19 protein-coding genes and 1 pseudogene are annotated in these 24055 nt (G+C 37.9%); 2 read left to right on the top strand and 18 right to left on the bottom strand.

The window, feature by feature from the left end:
* Positions 1-113 precede the first annotated feature (113 nt).
* Complete coding sequence (locus PBAT_RS21790) at positions 114-1196, top strand: branched-chain amino acid aminotransferase (protein ID WP_068652788.1); 1083 nt, start codon at positions 114-116, stop codon at positions 1194-1196.
* A gap of 99 nt (positions 1197-1295) precedes the next feature.
* On the opposite strand, the gene PBAT_RS26450 is transcribed toward PBAT_RS21790, so the two are convergent.
* The 9 genes from PBAT_RS26450 to PBAT_RS21825 all read right to left on the bottom strand — a co-directional run bounded on the left by PBAT_RS26450 (position 1296) and on the right by PBAT_RS21825 (position 10970).
* Positions 1296-1448, bottom strand: a complete 153-nt coding sequence (locus PBAT_RS26450) for an S-layer homology domain-containing protein (protein WP_084403306.1) — start codon at positions 1446-1448, stop codon at positions 1296-1298.
* Positions 1418-1657 carry a hypothetical protein gene (locus PBAT_RS25435; RefSeq protein ID WP_068652789.1) on the bottom strand — a complete coding sequence of 80 codons (240 nt, stop codon included), beginning with the start codon at positions 1655-1657 and terminating at the stop codon, positions 1418-1420. Before PBAT_RS25435 ends, PBAT_RS26450 begins: the two co-directional genes overlap by 31 nt.
* Before the next feature lie 111 nt (positions 1658-1768).
* Positions 1769-2674: a hemoblobin-interacting domain-containing protein gene (locus PBAT_RS21800; RefSeq protein WP_420848818.1), complete on the bottom strand. Its 906-nt coding sequence runs from the start codon at positions 2672-2674 to the stop codon at positions 1769-1771.
* A 70-nt stretch (positions 2675-2744) separates the two neighbouring features.
* Positions 2745-2912 carry a hypothetical protein gene (locus PBAT_RS25440; RefSeq protein WP_157091346.1) on the bottom strand — a complete coding sequence of 56 codons (168 nt, stop codon included), beginning with the start codon at positions 2910-2912 and terminating at the stop codon, positions 2745-2747.
* Between the two features lie 385 nt (positions 2913-3297).
* Positions 3298-5733 (bottom strand): S-layer homology domain-containing protein, encoded by a 2436-nt coding sequence (locus PBAT_RS21805; RefSeq protein WP_068652791.1) that lies wholly within the window; start codon positions 5731-5733, stop codon positions 3298-3300.
* A 442-nt stretch (positions 5734-6175) separates the two neighbouring features.
* Complete coding sequence (locus tag PBAT_RS21810) at positions 6176-6541, bottom strand: LytR/AlgR family response regulator transcription factor (RefSeq protein WP_068652792.1); 366 nt, start codon at positions 6539-6541, stop codon at positions 6176-6178.
* 121 nt (positions 6542-6662) lie between these two features.
* Positions 6663-7796: a response regulator gene (locus PBAT_RS21815; protein WP_068652793.1), complete on the bottom strand. Its 1134-nt coding sequence runs from the start codon at positions 7794-7796 to the stop codon at positions 6663-6665.
* A gap of 8 nt (positions 7797-7804) precedes the next feature.
* On the bottom strand, positions 7805-9604 hold the full coding sequence (locus PBAT_RS21820; protein WP_068652794.1) for a sensor histidine kinase: 1800 nt from the start codon (positions 9602-9604) through the stop codon (positions 7805-7807).
* 481 nt (positions 9605-10085) lie between these two features.
* Positions 10086-10970 (bottom strand): LysR family transcriptional regulator, encoded by an 885-nt coding sequence (locus PBAT_RS21825; protein ID WP_068652795.1) that lies wholly within the window; start codon positions 10968-10970, stop codon positions 10086-10088.
* Between the two features lie 113 nt (positions 10971-11083).
* On the opposite strand from PBAT_RS21825, the gene PBAT_RS21830 reads away from it, so the two are divergent.
* Positions 11084-12469, top strand: a complete 1386-nt coding sequence (locus PBAT_RS21830) for an MFS transporter (RefSeq protein ID WP_068652796.1) — start codon at positions 11084-11086, stop codon at positions 12467-12469.
* Between the two features lie 92 nt (positions 12470-12561).
* Here PBAT_RS21830 and PBAT_RS21835 read toward each other — a convergent pair whose 3' ends face one another.
* The 9 genes and pseudogenes from PBAT_RS21835 to PBAT_RS21880 all read right to left on the bottom strand — a co-directional run bounded on the left by PBAT_RS21835 (position 12562) and on the right by PBAT_RS21880 (position 24053).
* Positions 12562-13131: an SF0329 family protein gene (locus PBAT_RS21835; RefSeq protein WP_068652797.1), complete on the bottom strand. Its 570-nt coding sequence runs from the start codon at positions 13129-13131 to the stop codon at positions 12562-12564.
* Positions 13132-14314: 1183 nt separating this feature from the next.
* Positions 14315-15310 (bottom strand): hypothetical protein, encoded by a 996-nt coding sequence (locus tag PBAT_RS21845; RefSeq protein WP_068652798.1) that lies wholly within the window; start codon positions 15308-15310, stop codon positions 14315-14317.
* 464 nt (positions 15311-15774) lie between these two features.
* Complete coding sequence (locus tag PBAT_RS21850; protein ID WP_068652799.1) at positions 15775-16962, bottom strand: abortive infection system toxin AbiGii family protein; 1188 nt, start codon at positions 16960-16962, stop codon at positions 15775-15777.
* A 2-nt stretch (positions 16963-16964) separates the two neighbouring features.
* Positions 16965-17795, bottom strand: a pseudogene (locus tag PBAT_RS26095) (abortive infection system antitoxin AbiGi family protein).
* Positions 17796-18437: 642 nt separating this feature from the next.
* Positions 18438-18815 carry a hypothetical protein gene (locus PBAT_RS21860; protein ID WP_068652800.1) on the bottom strand — a complete coding sequence of 126 codons (378 nt, stop codon included), beginning with the start codon at positions 18813-18815 and terminating at the stop codon, positions 18438-18440.
* The gene (locus PBAT_RS21865; RefSeq protein WP_068652801.1) at positions 18812-19195 is read right to left on the bottom strand and encodes a hypothetical protein; all 384 of its coding nucleotides are present in this window, start codon (positions 19193-19195) and stop codon (positions 18812-18814) included. Before PBAT_RS21865 ends, PBAT_RS21860 begins: the two co-directional genes overlap by 4 nt.
* A 913-nt stretch (positions 19196-20108) precedes the next feature.
* The gene (locus PBAT_RS21870) at positions 20109-22199 is read right to left on the bottom strand and encodes a hypothetical protein (RefSeq protein WP_068652802.1); all 2091 of its coding nucleotides are present in this window, start codon (positions 22197-22199) and stop codon (positions 20109-20111) included.
* Positions 22200-22609: 410 nt separating this feature from the next.
* Positions 22610-22843, bottom strand: a complete 234-nt coding sequence (locus tag PBAT_RS21875) for an SMI1/KNR4 family protein (protein ID WP_068652803.1) — start codon at positions 22841-22843, stop codon at positions 22610-22612.
* A 613-nt stretch (positions 22844-23456) separates the two neighbouring features.
* Positions 23457-24053, bottom strand: a complete 597-nt coding sequence (locus tag PBAT_RS21880) for a methyltransferase domain-containing protein (protein WP_246168258.1) — start codon at positions 24051-24053, stop codon at positions 23457-23459.
* Positions 24054-24055 lie beyond the last annotated feature (2 nt).

Genomic DNA, 24055 nt, shown 5'->3' on the forward strand with positions numbered 1-24055 from the left:
TGTAAAGCAAATTTAATAGATATTTCAAGTATATTTGATGACATGGTAGGATTCAATTATTAAATGTATTAATATTCCACACATTATTAAGGAACGAAGGAGAGATGATCAGGATGGAACAGCATTTGGATATACACATAGAGCGGAGAGAAGCCAAGAAAACAAAACCGGCACAGGATCAACTTGGATTTGGGATTCATTTTACGGATCATATGTTTATGATGGATTATACGACAGAGATAGGCTGGCATCATGCAAGGATTGTTCCTTATCAACCGCTTGTTATGGATCCCGCTGCCAAAGTATTTCATTATGGGCAAACTGTTTTTGAAGGATTGAAAGCCTACAAAACCGAGGATAGACGAATTTTACTATTTAGGCCGCAAAAAAATATGCAACGATTAAACCGTTCGAACGAGCGACTCAGCATTCCTCTGATCAACGAGAGCTTCGCGCTCGATGCACTGAAACAACTGATCTCCATTGATCAAGAATGGATTCCAAGTGGGTCGGGAACCTCCCTGTACATTCGCCCTTTTGTGATCGCGACTCAGCCTGAGTTGATCGCATCGCCATCCTCACATTTTCAGTTTATTATCATCATGTCGCCTGTTGGTCCCTATTACGCGGAGGGCTTGAACCCTGTGAAAATCTTTGTGGAATCAACGTCTGTTCGCGCTGTCATCGGGGGCATGGGCGAAGCCAAGACAGCGGCCAATTACGCAGCAAGCCTCATGGCACAGGAGGATGCCAAGCACAATGGTTATGCTCAAGTATTATGGCTGGATGGCGTGCATCACAAATATATCGAAGAAGTGGGCAGCATGAATGTGTTTTTCAAAATCAAGGGGATCGTCTATACGCCAGCGCTAAAAGGCAGCATCTTGGATGGGATAACGCGAGATTCCATCCTGCAATTATTGCAGCACTGGAACATCCCAGTAGTCTCGGGAGATATTTCGATTCAGAAAGTGTATGAGGCTAGCCGGGAAGGAACATTGGAAGAAGCATTCGGAACGGGTACGGCGGCAGTCATTTCTCCGATTGGCGAACTGCATTGGCATGGACAAAATCTGGTTATCCAGAATGGTCAGACAGGCGAACTGTCAAACAAACTTTATCAGACTTTAACAGGCATACAAAATGGCTCAGATCCAGACTTATTTCATTGGATGACTGAAGTTAATATGCGGTAACTGTACCCATATTAATTACTCCAGATGAGTCGAGTTACCATTTTTCGAATAATAGAAGATGAGCATTAAAAAGGAATACAAAAATACGGTAGATACTGTTTACCAGTACCTACCGTATGCGTGATATCTGTTAGCTACTCTATGTCTAGTGAATAACCAAGACTTTGACACGGATCTCGTAGCATTCGCATTCGGTCTGAATGACCCGTCGGCTGAACCTTTTATAATCCCCCTATCAGATAACGTATCCATCTCACCTCTGCCCAGTTACCCGAAACATCCTTGATCTTATCATTTTTCATAAAGGAATGTTTATTACTTTTGCAAGCATAGCCACGATTTCCTCTCTTGTGAGGATTAGCTGCTAAATCGATGGCTTTAGCATTTGGAGCACTTGCAGGTACATCCTTTAACTTTAATGAATGTGGAGGCTGAATTATTGCTATTGCCGTTGCCGTCATAGGTCACATAGAGTTAGAAATCTCTCAAATGGGGATATTCATTATTAATCAGCGGATCTATTGACCATGTGTTAGAAAAGTTCTCCCAACATTCATAAGTGCTTTACAACTTCATTTCTTCAGTTGTCTTGCCTTCACCTTTTTCTGTATCTTATCTGACTGACCTGTTGCTTCTGTGTCGTAGAAGCTGTTGTTGATTATTCCTTGATCGTTGGAACCAACCAATCCACCAACTTTTGATGTTCCTTCCACATTTCCTATGGCGTAGCTGCAACTGATTAGTCCAGCGTTAAGCCCTACCAATCCACCTGTATAAAACATGCCACTCATATTTCCAGTGCTGTAGCTGTTGCTGATGAGTCCATTGTTGTTACCAACCAAGCCTCCTATGTTGCAATACGCTCCACTCGAAGTCCCCATGGTGTAACTGTTATTGATTGTTCCATTGTTATTGCCAACCAAGCCGCCTACATCATAATAACCATTCACATCGATATTTTCCAAAGACAAATTAGAAATTGAACTTCTACTACCTGTATAACCGAAAAGTCCAATACATCCACTATTTGCTCTATTAATCGTTAGATTCGTGATTATAAAACCGTTGCCATCCATGTTTCCTTGAAATTTATTATTAATATCACCTATCGGTATCCATCCATCACAATCTGCATAGCCGTTCAAATCAATATCCACTGTTAGTTTGTAATGATTTCCCACTTCTAAATGATACCTGACCTCATTGAGCTGAGCAGCGGTTGCAATCAGATAAGGATGACTTAGTGAACCTTCTCCTTCTCCTGTATACACATGGCCCATTGATTGGTTTACCACTACATCATAATAATTGGTTGCCGTTAGATTGATAGTATGATTACCTGGTGTTAGCACACCGCCTTTTATGGTGATCCCCTCCATCGACTGTGTATTCATTTCTGCAACGAGCAGAGCGGCTCCGTCTTTCACTTCTGTAATCGCTCCACTCGATCCTGAGTCGTCCGTGAACGTAATATCAATGCCTCACGCTATGTTATTTTCCTTCCCTCTTTTATAACAGTCGGTGTTATTTGTATGATATCGTCTTTATTCATTCACTTGTTGGATCTTTAGCTATACGAACAGCAAATGTATTTCCTACATTTACACTAATATTATTAATAGAGGTAACCGTGATCGCTGTGTAACCGTTATTGTTAAACTGTTTCCTTGAAACATACCAATATCTGCTGTCAGCTCGGAATAAATTCCTACCCAAATGATTCCTGACCTCATCAATAATTGATTTAGTGTCCGATTGTCGATTTATGCCGTTGTGTCGCTATTATACGTTTAAATCATCAACAAAAATATCCCCCAAATGGGGGATGCGTCTGAAAGAGATCTTGATGTAGGCTCGCATAAACAAGGATTTCCGTTTACGAGGAATTCGAAATATGACACAACAAGCGATACTGAGTACTGTACCCAGAATATGAAGAGGATTGCTATACACCTGGAGGTGGGCCATAGAGCTGACACCCTTTCTTAGGGCCTGAATTGGCTTTAAAAAAAGAGAAACCACGTCTTTATACAAAGACGGGGGTTTCTCGATAATCTGAGGTTAGGTACTGTTTAACCAGCACCTAACGGATATGTGATTACTACTCTATATCTAGTAAATCGCCAAGACTTGCGTTCAACATCCGCAGAATCATAACTAAGGACTCGGATCTCGTAGCATTCGCATTCGGTTTGAAGGAACCATCGGCTGAACCTTTTATGATCCCCATATCGGATAACGCAGCAATCTCTGCCTCTGCCCAGTTACCCGACACATCATTGAACTTTTCATTCTTCACTAAAGTAGTGTGCATTACTTTTGATAACATAGCCACGATTTCCGCTCTTGTGATGGTCTGATTCGGTTTGAACGTTCCATCCACGTAACCGTTGATTATACCACTTGCTTTTAACGTTGCTAATGTACCTGACGCCCAATGACCTTTGATGTCCTTAAAGCTGGAATCACCTTCAGATGTTAATCCAAGCGCTCTTACTAACATAGTCGCAAATTCTGCCCTAGTTATCGTAGCATTAGCATGAAATGAGCCATCCGTATTCCCCTTAATGATCCCAAGCTTGGTTGCTAACTCGATTGCTTTAGCATTTGGAGCATTTGCAGGTACATCCTTAAATGTTACTGCTGGTGCAGATTTCGATTTTTCTAATAGAGCCTTGATTACATCGATATTTACCTTCTCGTTGTAGAATGGCTTAGGCATTGCCGTTGGTGCTGGTGTAGGTGTAGGTGTTACAGTAGTCGTTGAACCCGGACCCGGTGATGGGTTACTAGTTGGAGGAGTAACAACCACTGGTGGTGCAAGATTAACAGTAACTTTGTAATCTTGGTACGATTCATCTTCGGCGTAAACTGTGTAGGTAACAGGATGTGTAAAGTTATTCAATGTTACATCAGACTCCTGTGTAATATCTCCTACCTTAACAGATGCTCCTGTAGTAGTGAAGTGCGATGCTAATGCAGTTAAATCTGCATCAGCAGGTACTAGTACATCTACTGTTTTAGCAGTCTGATTGATAATCCCAGATTTATTCAGAATGGAGAAAGTGCCTAAATCCTTCGATGAGTTTGGTGTCGGTATGACTGCTGCACGACTTACACTAACCAAGTAATCTTGGTACGATTTATCTTCTGCGTAAACAGTGTAGGTAACTGAACTCGTGAAATTATTAGGTGTAGTGCCTGAAACTTGTTCAATTGTTCCTACCTTGACAGATGCACCAGCAGAAACAGTGAATTGTGATGCTACATCATCTAAGTCGGTATCAAAAGGTACCCGTACATCTACCGTGCTATCATCCTGATTAATTGACCCCTCATTTCCTAGCAATGAAAATTGGGTTATCTGCTTCTCCGAACTCGGTGCCACTACATTAACCAAGGTATTAACAATAATAGGTGACCCCTGTATATAATCACCACCTGCGGAAACATTACCAATATAGATGCTTAGCGGAGCAACATAACTACCTAAAGTATCTAGAGAATCTAAAGTTACTTGATATATAGGTCCATCCTTAAAAGGAATATCTGAATGTAAGTCTAAGATTAAATACTTCTCACTAGGCGATGACCTTTTAAGTATATATGGAGTATTCATATACGCATCTTTTGTAGCTACAAGCGGTTTGTAGTACCCCTCTGTATACTCATCATCCTCGTCTATGTAAGACTCCACAGAGAACTCAGTTGGATTGAACTCCAAAGTGGTTTTAATCCTATTGACGCCATTTTCGTTGATATTGTTAGTACCACTAGCTGATACAGTAACTACAACAGGCTCTCCAGGTTTGTAGGAAGCCTTGTCCGTGGTTAAAGTTAGCGTCATATGGGGAAGTACGTTGACAGTCACCAAGTAATCGTGAGTACTCGCATCGGATACACTGTGTATTTTATAAAGTACGGGCGAAGAAAAATCAACAGCATCAACATTAGATTTCTGAGCAACCCCATTAATCTCAGCGTAAAATCCGTTGTGACTGAATTGAGGCTTAATGTTGGTTAAGTCTGTACCGTATGGGACAGTAACCTCAACACTATCGGTATCATTATTAATTTTCCCAACAATCCCATTAATACTGAAACTCGTGAGATCATTTGAAGTAGGTAATTCTGAAGCATACCCCTTTAACGTGTAATTCCGGTATGTCCCATCCCCAGAGGCTACTTTGAATATGTTAGGATTGTAAACATACCAGGGATATGACCCAGGGACTGGCCAGTCCTTGACCCCATTATTATAAGAAATCGAGGACCCATCTGAAATGCCAAGATTAATATAATAGGGTGTTTGCCCCAAATTAGTACCAGGCGGTAGATAGAAATCTACAGTACCAGTATTATCACTGTAGTTTACAATCTTACCTGCGTATGGGCCAAAGTTAATATAATTAATTACGTTTGTCAAAGCAGGTGTTGGTGCACCTCCGTCCGCTGAAACCAAACTGCCAAACATTGAAAAAACTAAAATAAGTGCCATGAAAACTGATACTAAACGCTTTGAACCATTTCTTATCATGTAGTTACCTCCGCTGAATCTATTTATATTGTCGCTATGCTGTAGTTAAAGCATGCGTTAACATACGAGATGTTCCATTTAAAAATTTTGTCGCATCCACTACCTTCCGCCTTGAAAAGTTTTTTCATACTAACACTGCATCTACAAATAACATATCCCCGATTTTGGGGGGAGGTGTAAAATTTTAGATATACCTCGTAATACTATAATCTTTATTTTTCAGCATGCTGCTGCACATCGAAGCCAACCGCAGCAAACAACCCATTCAATCCACCTACTACCATCAACATCACTAAGATGATGGAAATTCCTTTCTTATAAACACTTTGTACACCATTTCCCCCTTCAAAATTTTCATACTATTCGTAACTAAGACAAGCATAACAAACCCCAATGACAACAGAATGACAAACTTCGGCAAAATAGTCCAAGGAGCCATTGGTCAAGTCCCCGCTTCGGAAAGTACTCTTAACACAGTTCTGTGAAGTCTGCCCTGCTCAACGGGCTTCACGATGTAATCATAGGCATTCACTTCGAATGCAGCCGATGCATATTCTTTATAGGACGTGACAAATACTAGCTTCACTCGTCTGTGGCTCCCTCTTAATCGCTTGGCAAACTCGATACCATTCTCTCGTTGCATCCTTATATCTAGAAATACTAAGTCCACCTCATGATTCTCCAAATATGAGTATGCAGTCGTAGTCTCCTGGAAGCTTCCCACAATCTCGATCTCATCTACCTTAGCGAGCATTCGTCTCATGATTAAATGCATGGCCAACTCATCATCGATAATGACGACCTTCAAATTATATCCCTCCTCAACTGCTGCAAGAACTAAAGTATAACCAGCCCCAATGACAGCAGAATGACAAACTTTGGTACCAAAAAGAGCCCTTCATATGAAGGGCTCTTCATCTAAGCGTATTCTATACGTCCAGCTCTGACATCAGATGCCTATATAATGCAGATACTTCGAGAGATGGAGTTATTCCAAGCTCTCTATAGAATGTTTCCTCGAATTGAATATATTGTCGGTTCAATGCTTCTTTATTTTTCGTCAGAGCCAAGGCCCTCAGATATAGCATCATTGTTCCTTCTTCTAGCTCGTTACGGGTGATCAGCTTCATTAATAGTCGGATTGCGGTTTGCGTATCACCTCTGATTAATAGAGCCTCACATAACCGCTGGGTAAAGGATGTATATATTAACGATAGGTGTTCGACCTCACTCCGAGCCCAAGGGTAAACACGATCGCCGAATAAATCCCCGGTGTAACGCTTTTCAAGCGCAAGTGCCTGTTCGATACAGGTATCATCCACTACAGCCATCCGCTTGCAGCCTTCTTCAAAACTAATGAAATCGACATCGACCTGGCTATGATCTAATGCATAATAGCTACTGCTGGAATGTAGGATTTCCTTGAGCCCATAATTATCCAACAATTTACGAAGCTGATAGACTGTTGTGTTAAGGTAGGTTTCACCGTTCTTTAGAGGCATTTCGCCAAACATATCTTCAATAATTCTCGCTCGGGACACATGTCTACCTTTATGTATTAACAAATAGCCAAAAAGCTCGGCACTTTTGCTAGTCTTCCATTTGACCAACACGTTCTGAGTACTTCGAATCTCCATACCGCCTAGACAACTAAATAGGACTCGCTTAGAGGACAAATCCTGTTCCACCGAATCTTTAGCTGACGGCATTTCGGAAAGCGCCCGCTTCACAGTATGATACAGCCTATCTTGATTAACGGGCTTTACTATGTAATCAAATGCATATACATCAAATGCAGGAAGTGAATACTCTTTATGTGAGGTAACGAACACGATTTTCATTTGTCTGCCGATTTCTCTTAACCGCCCAGCGAACTCAAGTCCACTTTCCTTAGGCATATTAACATCCATAAAGATCAAATCCACGTCTTGGGTCATGAGAAACGTATAGGCCGACGACGTTTCCTGGAAGACCCCCACGATCTCGACATCATCCACTTTGCCAAGCATTCGCTTCATAATGATATGCATGCCCTTCTCGTCATCGATAATAACAACCTTCATACGACTTCTCACCTTCCATCCTGATGTTCAGATTGATCCGTTGCTACTGGAGGTGCCGGAAGGGAGAAATAGAAGGTGCTACCATGCGAAAGCGCACTGTCTAACCAAATTTCTCCTCCGTTTAAGCGAACAAATTCCTTGCATAGGGTGAGTCCCAGCCCGACACCTCGTTCTCCAGCTGTTCCCAAAGATGAGACTGGGTAGGCTTCCTGTAATAAGGATTCGGCTTGGTCGACCGGTATGCCTAATCCTGTATCACTTACAGAGACTATTATTTTGCCCTCCGCATGCTCGGCTTTTAATCGAATGCTACCGCCATATTCCGTAAATTTGATCGCATTAGATAGAAGATTACGGATAATTAAATCTAGCATTTCTTTATCTGCAAACACATAGAGACTATCCGATATTTCGGATATAATATTAATATTTTTGCCCGCGCTGCGAACTTGTATCAATCGTATATTCATCTGAACCGTATGTGCTAAATCCCTTATAACCGGGTTAAACACCATGCCGCCCCTCTGACTCTGAAACCATTCTAGTAAGCTTTCTACTAATGTAAATGTATTCTGAATTTGATGCCCCATTTCATGGACGATTTCATCATGACTCTCACCACAAGTCTTCATCTCTTCCTCCATTAACTCCATCAGGTTGATGAGCACGGCAAGAGGATCGCGGATATCATGGGCGACTACATTAAACATCTTATCCTTGAATGTATTCAGCTCTGCCAACTGTCTTGATTTATATAGCAGTGCTTCCTCGTTGTGAACTTGTTCCGTTACATCACTTAACAAAAGCATTTTACCAACGATTTTTTGCTTGTTGTCGCTAATAAGCGATAAATGAACATTATAGAATTTCGCATCCACTTTTCCAGTAATTTGTATTTTGTTATCCGAGGTTGGTCCTTGCTGAACAAGCCTCTCCACAAGCTTGGGGTACAAGGAGAAGATCTGTACCGCAGGCTGCCCGATCACATGATTACGATTTAAACCTTCAATTGCTTGACTTGCCGACTGATTAAAACCGGCAATGCAATGATCCAGATCCAGTACAATGACCGCATCCTGCATCGATTCAAATACCTTTTGCATAGCAAAGGGAGCCATCCTCAGCATATTAAACTGATAAATCCCCCACATATAGCACACACCTGAGAAAAGAAATCCAAATGGCGTGAAATCAATAGATAGGTTGGTAACACCGCTTAAATAGATAAATGTACCACCATAGGGTCCACAGGAGCCTATGATCATAAATGCAATTTGCTTCTTCATCCGAGGTGTCGCTCTACGATACATTTGGATCAATAACCCCATACCTATTATAAATAGGGTATATGAATTCGTCACATGTACCCAATACAATGGTCCTTTAATCAAGGAAACCAGCGGGAAGTTCTCTGAACTATCCATCGTCATACTCTTATAAAATAAATGATGCGACTCATTCGTATAATGAGCCACAAGCGTAGTAATGGGAATGACCATCAGCAATGCAACAACCCATTTGCGTATAAACGCTTGACGGCCTGTATATTGCAATACCATAATAATCCAGATCATAGAACCAAAGGGTATCCCAATATATTCTACGCGAAGCCAGACACGAACTAGATCCAAAGTAGGGCTAACAATCTCAAAAGCATATCCGAAGGTGTAAAATGCGCCAGCCAACATACCCAATCCGTAACTAATTGCAATTGGAAGCTCTCTTCTTTTCCATGAGAGAACGACCATACTTAAGGTGCCGCAGGTAGCGATTATTAGGAGAACTGATAAATACAGGTTGTAATTCATTCTTAAACTAGCTCCACTTATCATATTTTGTTATTCTTGTTCCACGATAAGGCTGTCTACTCAAAAAAATGACACTTGATTGCGAACCGAAAAAAGGGCTATTCCTGAGTTGCTAAAGACGCAAGTTGTAGCCAAAAAACCTTTAAAATGATCAAATTCGTTCTATCACTTTTTTTATGTAAGTTCTACTAATCACTTACTTTACCACCATTCTATAAAATTCGATATTTTTTTCTTTACTAGTTATGTCTTTCAAGTAGGAGGCGGGGACTCTTTTTGGTTATGTTAATGTTTACTATTGGTTTTTAAACTTTAAGATGTTCTTATCTTTTCGAACTATCGTATCCGTTGTTTTTCTGATTGTTCCTACATCTGCTTTTTACATCATATATTATTTCTGGTGTCCTCTTTGCTTAGAAAACGCCGAAGAATCCTTCATTAATTACTGAAGGATTCTTTTTTTAAACCGATCTATGTACTGTTACAACTGTTTAGATAACGCCCCAAAACATTCTACAACCACCTCACGAAATTCCAGTGCAGCCCGCGAAATGTACCGACTCCTATGCCATAACAAAGCGATCTCCCGTACCAATTCTTGATTCTCCACTCGAAGATATTTGATACGTTCCCGTGCATTCTTTGCTGTACTTGGTATGAAGGCTATGCCAATTTCTGCTTCTACAAGAGAGCTTAACCTTGCAGGTTCATTTCCCTCATACACATATTTAGGTACAAATCCAACCGATTCACATACAGAGTCCACTAAATCGCGAGTACCATAACCTCTCTTTACACCGACAAACCATTCATCCCTTAGTTCTGCCAATGATACACTGCTTCGGTCTGCCAGCCGATGCCCCTCCGGAACAGCTACAAGGATTGGGTCGATGAACACGATTTGGCATTCAATATCATCCCCTTGTATAGGAGGTGAGGACAAGCAGTAATCGACTTCACCTCTATGAAGAAGCGTAACCATTTCCTGCGTGGTCAGCATTTGCACATGAAATTGGATATGGGGCCGCTTTTTCCGAAACTCTCTAAGGATATTCGGAAGCACGCTTGCGGTGGTCACTGCTAATTCGAGTGTGCTATGTTCCGGACTGGATAAATCACTAAGCTCTTGCTTACCCTGTTCCAATTCAAACAAAGCCCTTTCTGCACGGCGTAGGAAGCTACTTCCGAACTCGTTCAATCGTAGATTCCTCCCAATTCGATCGAATAAAGGGACCCCTAGATCCTCCTCCAAGCGTTGTATCGTTTTGCTTAGTGATGATTGAGTAACGTGCAGATTTCGTGCAGCTTCGGTCATATGTTCCAAACGAGCTACCGTGAGAAAATATTGCAATTGAAGAAGTTCCATTTCGTGCCCTCCATTCATTCCCTCAAGTCAATGAGATTATAACATGTAATGCGTTGGAATGAATAATTGATTTCATGTACGATGACATTAATAAGATTTTTGGGGGGATAAAAATGAGTGTTCACAGCAGGTGGTTAATGATTTCAGTGGGTCTTGGGATACTATTGAACCCATTAAATTCTTCAATGGTTTCTGTTGCTATTCTAAGTCTGAAAAATGTGTTCCAACTTGACTTCACAGGTGTTTCTTGGATTATTTTTTCTTTCTACATTGCAAGTGCTATCGCTCAACCTGTCATGGGAAAGGCTAGCGATTTATTCGGTCGTAGGAAGATATTTCTTACCGGGCTTGTTGTAGCCTTCATTGCATCATTATTAGCTCCATTATCACCAACCTTTGGGTGGCTCATTGTGTTCCGCATTGTGCAAGCCATCGGAACAAGCATGATGGTTGCGGTTGGAATGGCCCTAGTGCGAATTCATATTACGGAGAAACAAGCGACTGCGATATCCGTTTTATCCATATTCCTATCCGGAGCCGCAGCAATAGGCCCCTTTATTGGAGGAGTCATCATTCACTGGTGGGGCTGGCCTGCTATCTTTTTCGTCAATATTCCATTCGTTGTGGTGAGCTTTCTATTATCTTGGAGAAATATTCCTAAGGATGAACCGTCAACATCCGTTGCACTGGGTCTGTCCTATCGTAAATGGTTTGATTTGATTGATGTGTTAGGAATCCTACTCTTCACAACTGGGCTTGTTGCCCTGCTCCTAGGATTACTCTCAGCAAAATCATCTGGGCATATCTCATTAGGAAATGTCATTGCCTTGTTGGTAGGCCTCGTGTTACTTGCGGTTTTCATAAGACATGAGTTAAAAGCGACAGCACCCTTTATTCCTTTACGCACATTCGCCAAATATCCAGCGATGACTTGGGTTAATGTGGAATTCATGCTTGTGAACGTACTTTATTACTCTCTCTTTTTTGGGATTCCATCCTATTTGCAAATGGTACGTCATGTCAGCGAGTTCCAAACAGGGATTCTCATGTTAAGTTTAGGCTTGTGCTCGCTAGTTACTTCACCAATAGCAGGACGCTGGATCGATAAGTCAGGACCCAGACCGGCACTGCTAGTGTCTGCAATTCTGATGACATTTGGGTCCGTGTGGCTCGTGACGTTGAACCAAACTTCACCGGTTATCAGCGTATGTTTGGCTCTGGCTGCATTCGGTATTAGCAACGGGTTGAACAATGTAGGTATGCAAGCAGCCTTGTTCCAAAGTTCTCCAAAAGAAATAATCGGTGTAGCATCAGGATTATTTAATACATCAAGATACCTTGGAACCATTCTCTCTTCATTATTGATAGGTATCGTAATGGGAGGCGAGTTCAGCTTCGAGGGATTTCAATTGCTTGGGATTATCCTCACAGTTATTGCATTGTCTTTGGTATTCATGAGTCGGCGGCGCCTGGAATCAGGGCAATTGCAGGATTCCTAGGTTCAACAAGTTTAAAGCTAAAAACCATGGTGTGGTATGAATCATTGTGCACCAAAAACCTCCCGTTTGGGAGGTGAATGCGTTATTTATTTTCACAACGTATTAAGTCGTAATTCATAAAAATACTGCACAATGGGATGCTTTAACTTCATCGTCTCTCTCATGTTTAAAATTCTCTTTTTTCCAACTCGTCTGTCCACCAAAGCTAGAATATTTAATAAAATATCATTGCTCTCTAAGCTATCCTCTATAGAAGTAGATAAATACTTAGTAGCTACCACGTTAAAGTTAGATTTACATAATGATGACTGTGCTGACAAAATCTCTTTTGCATACTCTGATATTTTTCTACTTCTAGCAATTACTATTAGGCGATCCTCCGGAACGGTCCCCTTAGTATCTTGTCTGACCGCTTCAATGTCATCATTCTTGATCGGAATTTGGATATCTGAATCATTCTTAATTTCTAGATCCGTCTGATACCATCTGATTAAGGTCGTTGTATCTCTCATATTGAGTATGTTCCTTTTATCTACGGAAATATAACAAATTCCCGCTTTATCAGGTAAATAACGGTAACTGGTTGAAGTGTATTCGAACCTTCCTTTTAACGCAGGACTGAGAAAGCTTTCTAGCTGTTGCTTCAATTTGCTCCAGGACATATATCCTCCTATGTTGTATATTACAAATACCTATTGTGGCAGTCGTTCTATCCTCCATAATACAATAACCAACACATCAATCATACTAAATGCTAAATACAAGCACCCTTCCGTTTCTAAAACAACTTTAGAAATTGATACACTTGAAAATCATTATTTTTATATTTTTCAAATAGCAAACTTGAAATCGTCTGTAAATCAATCATATCTGTCGCAATCTGGTTAATATCTTCATAAGGTATGTTGTCATTACTTTCAAGAAAAGCTTAATATGCTCGAAGCTCCGATAGATATCCATATAATATTAAATGCATTGTTAATATACTACCGTCGGGAAGGAACTGTTTATATTTTGACACCGCTAAATAATTGAATTCGGAAATTTGAATACCCTCATTTCGCTTAAATGAACTGGATCTTTAATGTACTCCAAAATTTCTGTACTACCAGCCATAGCGAAGACGTTAGTATGGGTTACTTCAAGTTCTCTAATATAATATTCAACCATATCTATATTGTTTTTTCTTTCAGAAGTAAGTGTTTTGTGTTGATATACATTGAACACTAATAAAAATAGTAAGAGCAAGAATAATGTACTTATCAGTATTTTTCTTAAAGAAGTTGTTTTGTCATTTAGGATACCTCCTAAACATATTTGATAACCTTTTCAACCCTCTTCCACAACACTAAGATACAGTCTAATTGGCTGTGACTTTTCATTCAAGCCTTACTATGCACTCCGCATATATGGTATGATCCAACAAAATCAAAACATACAAAAAAACGGCCTTTCTGCCGTTTGTGTTTAACGTGTTGGTGGCCAAGGGGAATCGCACTCCTGTCCTTATCGTTGCAAGCGATGCGCTGTCCCAGTTGAGATATGTTCAAATATATTAGCAATATAAAAATATGAAGATATTTAGGGGTCATTGTTGAACTATTTATGATGTGTAACTAACCATACTCGGACTCCCACTATGGGGTATTACAGTACCCAAAATGTAGCGATATAGACTACAATTATCATGTATTTAATAATTTAGTAAATGTGGGTGTGCTTTTTTCAATTTTACATTTATTGAGAAACTATCATATGTTTCATTATTTGTTTCAAGAGTTGACTCGAATAAACTTTTGAATTTCTTAGGATCCAAAGAATAATAAGTCGGAATCTCCATCAAGTTTACTTTTTCTGGGATTTGTCTGTTATAGAAACCATACTTGTCTCTAAATATGTACCTAATATCCATGATGTAAATCCAAATAGACACCAATAAAAAATAGCCCAAAAAGAAAAATCCCACGTAATAAGCCAGATTGCAAATAATACTTCACATACAATAATACCAAATGCATTACCGTGTTCGCGTAAATGTCTATAAGATTCTACGTACTCTTTATTTTCCTTCAATTGCTCCATGTGACTTGTAGATGTATTTTTAGATGTGTTCTTAGATGTGTTCTTATCTATAATTTCCATCACTTCAGTTTTATTCGATTTAGAAATTTCACTCTCACCACTCAAGGATCTAAATGAGCTTAATTTTTGATAAAATTTCTGAATAGATGTGGCTTCCCCTATCAATACCACTATTATGGAAAGAACTATTAAAACACTAAAGATATGTCTCGAACCTTCAGAATTACCCTTAGAAAAAATAGAAACTAGTATACAAAGTACTATAGCAGAGATCAAAAATCTTATTATAAAAGTATTTACTTTTTTTCTCGATTCATCAAAACTATTGCAAAAAAATACCGATCTTATACCATGAAGAACCAGTATGATCATACTTGAAAAATACATATATAGAAAACCAGCTACTGCTATTATAATTGCCGGCAATAAGGTAAATCCAGTCTGTGTTATTTTAACGTCCTTATTTTCATTTTTATCTTCCATCACAGAAGAAGTATGATCACTACCCAGTATATTCAAAATATCATCCGCATCGCTCTTTTTCATACTAAATGTTGTATCAAACAACAGATTTTCAATGCTATCTTTTATATTTGGTTTTTGTTCATCTGTTTTTCCTTCACTAACTACATTGAAGAAAAATGAATTTGTAATCTTTTCGTTATAATTTATTACTAAAAAGAATAGTATAACTATTCCAAAAATAGTACCAAGTAAATAACGCACCAAATAAAACTCCCAAAACCGACTTCCTCCCATGAAATACCTCCACATATGAATCTTTTAAAATCTAAAGAACATAAATAAGTCCATCTTTCCAATATTAACACAATATTATTTGATAGTATTCACATGTTCAATTGAATCATTATAAAAAAGGACTCCTACTTTAAACATTCAACCCATTATCATTAAACTAGTCATAGAAAAACGATTAACTCCACCTATTCTTTGCTCAATTCAATAGAAAATTATGAAGATGCTACACATCTACATCCTAACTTTCAATCCTTCAAGATACATATACTGCTTCTCCACCACATTCCAGTGATTCGATATATATAACATTTACAGAATCAATTTCAGCTTATCTACTGTAAACTCACTTTTCAATTTTTCTACCAGTTCATCCTGATATTAACGAATGTTATATACTTCGTCTAGTTACTATTAATTAGTAATTCGAGCCTCTATATCGTTCTAATAAGCTTTACCTTACGCACTTAGAACTCAACAAGTAATTCTGCATTCTGCAACTCTTTAAGCTCACCTAGAAAAGCATCAGCATCCACTTTATTTAAAAAACTCCTGATGGATGTGTAGACCTTTTTGCCTTCAATAGGCTCTACAATTAACTCGTACTCCATCTTTTCATCATTTAGTAAGATAACATCTGTTACTTTAAGATCAAATAATCCTACAACATCAAATAACTCTATATTTGTATTCCAAATGTTTAATTCACTTCTTTGGATCATAGAAAACATAATTCCCTCAGGTTTTACAATGCTATCTTTATCTATCCCATCAGGAGCTACTGTAACAATATTATCCACCTTCGCGTATTGCTTATAAGCCATATTTTCAACAAAAGATTTAAATAGCTTTTCAACCCATAGAGCATCTTCGTTAGTTATTGGAAATTCAAGATAAAAATCAACTTTTAGAACCTTTTCTAAAGTATTTATTTTCTCCCAGAATTCTATTGTCTCCAATATTTCTTTATCTTCTTTGGGGCTGAAGTGGCTTGAAAAGTCCATGCCAGCAAGTATTATATCCCCATTGATACATGCATTATAAAATTTTAAGCTCTCAACTATTTCACATACACTGTGGAACTTCTCTATACTAATATTGAATGTGAATTTCAAGCTATTATCCACCTCGTCAAATATGTATGAAATATCGATAATACTATTTCCTATGGACTTAAATAAGCTTTTTCCCATATCCGCGTAAGGATGCCTCTGCATCAAAATTTCCTTTGGTATTCCTCCACCTTCTAGCGTTACATTAAACGGGGGTTGAAATGGTTGTGGTTTAATATAGAGTTCACTTTCAAGTACTTTTCCACCTAATGGAAATACAATCAATTCGTTCGGCAAGAACTTTGAACCATTGATAGTAATAAATCCTTCTTTATCTGGTAAAATTCGCAATTCACGTTGTGCTCGGTACATAAATTCCATTAATTCAAGCATTGATTGCGGCTTAAAGTCCTCAGGTAGCTCAACATTTAAACTCATGTCCATCTTCTGGGAGTTGGTTGACACGACACAAGCACCCTCACCAGCATTTACGTATATAAAATTTGGAGGCAGACTCTCGGTCAAAGAAGCAATAACCTCAGACGGTATAGGTAATTTATGATTATTTTTTCTGAATGCTTTATCAAAATTTAAAAACATCATAATCACCAATCCTCTCTTAACTCATTAAATACTAATACTTTTGATATGAGTAAAAGCTTTTCATTTTCGCTTGCTTCAATATCACTTTTTATAAAAGAAATAAGATCTACCCTATCTTTGTCACCTTCAACAATTAAATATTTTATAACGCTGTAATCAAAATGTAACCAAAATTCTTGACGATGCCAAATACCGTTAGAATAGGAGGCATACGCTTTAGGGTTTAATTGCTCTTGAGGGATGATAAAAGGCAGTTCCGTTTCTACTCTATTAAAATCAGGTACATATCTCCATTCTCGTTCATCATGAAAATTCCTTTTTATTTACTTTTCATTTCTTAGCATTATTCCATCTAAAGGTTTCATAAATACTAAGTTGATTAGTAAATAGTTATTATAACTCTGAATATATTCCCGTTCTTCATCAGATGTACTTAAAGAATTAGAAAAAATAGACGAGAAGTCATTCCTAAGGTAGGAAAAGTTATTGATGTAATGTATGGGTTGTATCCCTTCATTAATTCCCCATTCTTTATTTAAACCTATTCCAAATGACCCATAAAACTCCATGTGAGGCACTAGCTTATTCAGATGAATATCGCAAAAACAAGTCATTGGAAAAGCAATTCTTTTCAATCCTTCAATATCCAGATACTCAACGGTCTCTTCGTAGTATCTTGGAATAACAGCCTTATTTAATAGGATAGTTTTTAAGTAATCTAACTTACTCATAAAATTAAACAGTACATTTGCACTTTGCTCTGGTCTAGCAAAGATTACTTCAGTCTTTAGCTGGCTGTCGTCCTCAAGCTGAATCACTTCGATTTCTTTCATATTAATCAATTGAATAACCCTCCTCTAACTTTCACTATCCAATCTCATAGTACCATATTAATATAACTATGCTTATTATTCGATCTGTTAATAAGAAATCTATTTGCAACTCTTCTTTACCACTATTTGCAATACTATTCACCCCCAATTATATCAAAGTGCCCGTAGATACGAAGTTTATAACATAGACCAAAAAAATTGAGCCTCAGTTATTTGATGTCTACAGATTGTCTGCAATTCACTCCCTAAACATGAAAAACCCGCTCAGTGAGCGGGTTTCTCTAAATGAGGCGAGGGGAGTCTAACTTCCCTCGCCTCATCACGTCATTTATATTATCACTGCTTTGCTTGAGCCATACTGTCACATCTCATCAATTCATTAAGAACCATTAATATTAAGCACTCTACATGTGTTGTGTGCTGAAGGTAGACTTAAACATGAGTCAGATGCACAATTATATCTGGTATATGTTAAACGTCATCTATTACAGCCCGCAAATGACTATTCACTCCATTACAAAATCAGGACAATATTCATACACTCTATCAATCATATTATAAATAAATTCATGAGAATTAAATGGCGTACTCATGCCGAAGATAACTCCACCAGTAAATAGTACTTTTTTGTTTCGCCAATTGTTAACTGTATGCAAATCTGCCTTTATAAGATTCACTATACAAATTTTCTATTTCATTTTTGAACTTTTCCTCAAATAATTTTGAGGGGTTCACCCCGTCCATTATGATAATACCCTCAATACCCTGCTCTCCTGTTGATTCCTCAATAAGATTAATAATACCGTCAAAATATCGCTTAAATCCAGGTAATGAGAAATATGCTCTTTCAATATCAGAATTGCTTAGATTGAACTCTTTTGAATAAAAGGGAATGAACTCCGTTAAAAGAACTGGGTTTTTACTAGTTAATTCAGCGAAGATAGAATACTCGCTCTTAAAGTTGTATATTTGTCTTATTTCCTTAATACCCTGTACCTTTTTTGTACTTAGAGCATTCAATAGTTTAATTTATTATTATAGTATCTTGATCCACGTACATCCATTACATAATGAACTGTACGTGCTGAGGTATAAAAATCCGAATAATCTTTCCAATTTATACCGGCATTTAGCTTTTCATCAGCAGCTTCACCATCATCAAATTTTGGATTTAGTCCAACAATTGCGATTTTACTATTTGATCCTGTGCTTGTAAATGGAACAGGTGCCACCAAGACTTCGCCGTCATAATCTCTAAACTTTTTGTTCTGCGATCTGAGTCTAAAAAAATCATTGTATTGATTGATCTTCCCTATAATTTGATCTTGGTTATTAAAGATGTCATTATCTAATTTACATTCTAAAATCGAAGAGATTAATTCAAGAAATTTTGTTTTCATTCAATTCCTCCTACAATTTTGAATAGTCAACTTTTATCAAACTTATATAACTAGTGTAACAAAAATCGACGTATCAACATTTAACTCAGCTTTCTGTTCTACCACTTGCATTGAGTCATCATATCGCGATAAGAATCAGACTTCATTCAAGACTTCTTCCATCTGACCGCAGGCAAATAATTTTTTTCATATTAAAAACGCTATAATTCTAACTTCTTCATTTCTGTTTGAATTTTTCCCATGCCTGATTCACATCGCCCTGATGAACTGTGTACTGATTATGATTGTTCTATATCCTTAAAACTTGATTTAAAGCTGGTTTGAGATCGGAACTCTATCTACTGTCAGATCTTATTTAAATGATAGAATCAACTAGGTGCCGCGGCGAAGCATCATACTACAATTTAATTATAGAAGACACTTAACACACAAACGACTCTTAATAGATATGGTCTTAATATTCCATCGGAACTAGAAATTGCATTATACATTTATTAAACCACATCGTCTTGTCATCACCCAGTCAGTGAACATTTGTTCATATAAAATATTTTTCACATATCTCATACTTTGGTTGTGCTCTTCCGGTTCTTTTAATCCAAACACATCGCTGGCTACCAAAGTAATGTATGCGCCCTAGGAAACTCCATGCATGAGCATTACCCAAATATATCCATACTTCTCGCATTTATTACTAAAAGTCGCGGCGGCTATTTTCGTAATTTGGTCTCACTTTTCAGAAATTGCAAGTTTCATTACCAGCCTCCTACTTTCGGTAATGTTAACCGCAAGAAGCACGCGAACCCCTTACGGGAAAAGCGTGCTTCATTTTAATTATTAATGTTGGAATGATATACCTTAAATTCTTATAAAAGTTACCCATTTTTAGGAAGATAGAATTACTGATCTCCTTCTAACGGTCTGCTTTCATTTGTTCGTGAGCATCCTCAGGAAGAATACCTCTTGTAATCATTTTATTAATAACGGATGCATCTATAATTCGTATTTTTGAAAAAGGTATTGTATGGATAAGGTATTTTAATTTTTTACTATATAATTTCCTCTCAACTGAATTCAGGATTATCCCTCGATTAAATATATCGATTTGAGGGGATTTAACGATAATGTTCATTAATTTCTCAAATGTAATGTCTCCCTCATAATTTTTATCTCCGTTAAGTATTCTATATGGCCCTATATTTATATAGGGCATATCTCTTTTAATAAAACGCGAAAAAATGGAATAATCAACGATATAACAGTCATCGGAGAACATATTTTCACCTAACATAGCGGTCGTTAAAATGATACGGGTAACTGACTTTGGTTTCCATATTTCTGGCAACCCAAGTTTTTCACATAATAAAGGTAAATGATTCAAATAATATTTTGCTATTCTGTTTAACTGCTCTGTTGCACTTCGATCATTTGCTGCCCTAGGAATAACCTCTTCACTTAGAGGAATAATATTTTGAATAAGCTGATAATAATCACGTACTCCGTACGGTTGACCGAAAGCCTTACATTCAACAAAAATAAGATGATCCTCTAATACGAAGAATGTATCACATTCGTATGTTTCACCGTTAACTGTTTTCTTTATTTGATCAGCGGGTATACCGGCTGATCTTAGTAGTTTCAGCACTTCATTCTCCAGGCCAGTACCCTTCATGGCAATGTCTGAAGTACTTCTTGCCATATTAGAAATTGTTGAGAGTGCTGGGTCAATGATCACGGCTAGGGATGGAATCACACATATTTCCGGTTCTTGATCACTCCTAGGTGGGATCGGGATAAATGGACAGTCGAGTAAATCCTTTGATTTCAGTGTAAATGTTAGACAATTTATTATGATCCCAGCACTTGCTTCAGAAATACCCGCACTCATGAAAAGCTGCAACCAGTTAGAAGCAGGTCTCACATCACACCAATCAGTTAATTGCATAGGGGCAACTCTATTAGAAATAAATCGTTTCTGTATGACCTCTTCCATTTCTCGCTTAATAACAGAATACGCTCGGAGCCATTCGCGAAGTTCTACATTTTTTAGCTTCATCTTTAAATCTCTTGTAAGTAAAAATTCCCCTAAACTTATACTGTGCATTACCTCCTCTTCGCTAATAAATCCTTCGGTCGGGAGGAGTGTATTATCTATCTTAATCTTTTGATGTAATTCAGTTTTATCTGAATTCTGGAAGTCTAAGTTCCATTTCATTCGCTGGTTTTGAAAGCGAGCCGAAGACAATGAAACGGCTTGGAACGGTTTTTCGTCGAGCATAGAGAAGTTAATGATATCTTTATCGATCGTAATATCTAAACCAATCATTCTCCATTTTTCTTCTAGAGTTTCTATCGAATTGTAAATCTCATAAAGGTTCATATGTTCACGAAGAATCTTAATCTCGTCGTATTTCAAAGCATTCTTAAAATTAAGTGTAGCATCATCATATATGAAATACTTGAATATAGAGCTTGCATTTTCAGCTACGGAATCGGCAATTTGAGCCACTCGATTGTGATCTACTTTTGCTGGAATTAGTCTTCCTCTTCTTCTATCATCAAACAATGAGATTACAAAGGGATACACTTCCTTAATCTTCTCTAACCGTCTTCCCATACTATACTCTTTTAAAGAACCAAGAAATATTTCAAGTGCAATGAGAAACCCAACAGCTTGTCTTTTCTTTTGTATTTTATTTACTCCATGTGCTTCTCGTAACTGTATCAAATCAACAAATAAGTTGTTTATTATCTCTACTTCCTCTATCCATTTATTTGTATGTTCATCGTCCTTACCGTACTGTGAATGAAGAGCTCCAATTATGGTCTGTAATTGTTCAGATTTATTACTGTTTGGATATTTTTGCACTCCAATTCCAGAAATCTTTAATATACGCACTGTTTCTTCACTGCTATGCTGCTGCATGTAACCATTTATAAAAATTAAGAAATTCCGAAAATCCCTTGCTAGTGACTCTATTTTGTGGAAATCAACAATATCCATAGAAGAACTCCTTATTCTGATGCAAAAATGTCGTTTCAAATTCTATATTCAAAACTTATAGAGTAAGTCGGTGTATTTTATTATTTTTGTATTAATTATCCTAATAGATACATAAATTTTCCATATGAAACGAGCAATAGTTCATAATAAAGCTTTAGTAAATTTAATCACGTATGCTCATTTTGACAAAATATTGGTTTTTGCTTCTAAATTATAAATGAGTACAACTTTTTTTGCTATATGCTCCATTTCAAATTTAAAGATTCCCAAACGAATTCTATAGAAACATTTATAACGCCTAATATTAATCATACACATTGCATTGTGTATGATTTAAATGCAACAAAGACTTGCTTTTTCCGTTCTGTTTCACCAACTTCCTTTCTATCCAGCCCAAAAAAATTACTTACTTAATTGTGCAGCCTCTCAATAAATTCTGCAAAGCTATCGGCGACGTATTCCGTTGTTTCCGATTCATGCAGCCACAGAACAAGGCATCTTGCTCGAACCCCTCCATCAAACTCTTCTTGAGTAATTGCATTCATATCCAATAACTCTCCAGTAAGTATCAAAGCAATTTTCATAGAATTAAGATTAATTCTTTCTGTGACGTGATCTTCCTCGCGTCCCCATTTTGTCCCCAACTATCACTATCCTTAACAACCAAAGTACAACAGCCTCTACATGTGTTATGCGTATTTCCGTTAAATCAATGAACAATACTTTCATACCTTCATCTTTCATTTCGTAACATCAATATTACCCACTTAACATGTGTACAGACTGATGTCGATTTTGTTGTAGACATCTCGTCTACAATTCACTCTCTAAACAAGAAAAAATCCGTTCAATGCGTGGGGTCTTCTAATGGAGACGAGGGGAGTCGAACTCCCCTTACTCATCACGTCATTTACATTATCACTGCTTTGCTTGAGCGATACTGTCACATCTCATCTTTTCTTTCAGAACCATCAATATTGAGTATCCACTTGTGACGAGTATACAGAAATAACGGCATATCTGCCATTTCAGTTCAAGATGTCCGCCTTTATACAACTCTCACACCCTCAACAGCTAACATATACATTGTTAATGATGTAGCATCTTGTATGATCTTCCCGATATTCCTTTTCCGCGGTCAAATAGTCATTCTCAGTGACGTATCCGTCTCTTTCCATTTGTACTCCTCTGCTTGAAGCAGTATCTGCCCATATTCCAATACGAGTCTGGAAATTAGGCATTGTTCGATCACTTACCTCATGCTGAGGGGTTATTGATTTCTTCAATACCCAAGTCTCGAAACATAGCAGGAAGTTGATCGGCAATCGCATTATCCATACCTGCATCTGAACGCCATTTCAAATATGCATAATAAAAAGAAATCATACTTGCGGGAGGCTGTGGTTCCCATGATATTTTCTCATGATTATAATCAGCAATCACAATACGACCACCTATTTTCGCGGCAGATTTCATCATGTGTAAAGCTTTCAGCGGATTAGACAACCATACTAATACACGAGCCGAAGTAACAATATCAAATTGTCCTTCATAAGGAAGATTATAGATGTCACCTGTTTCAAATGTTAATCCTGGTATATCACCATGATCTTGCCGAGCTTTTTCGATTAGATTTGGATTACTATCCATTCCTACCACACGCCCATTTGGTCCTACCATTTCAGCTATTCCACGTGTAATTGATCCCGTTCCACAACCAACATCCAGTACCGTCATACCTTTACTCAGTATCTCTGAAAGCCTTTTGTGAGAGTTAGTCAACGATCTGGAATCTAACACGATTGTTAACTTTCCTGATAATTCAGCCCGATTGCGAGCAATATTGGTGTCCATAC

The sequence above is a fragment of the Paenibacillus antarcticus genome (assembly GCF_001637225.1).
Classification (GTDB): Bacteria; Bacillota; Bacilli; order Paenibacillales; family Paenibacillaceae; genus Paenibacillus_AQ; species Paenibacillus_AQ antarcticus.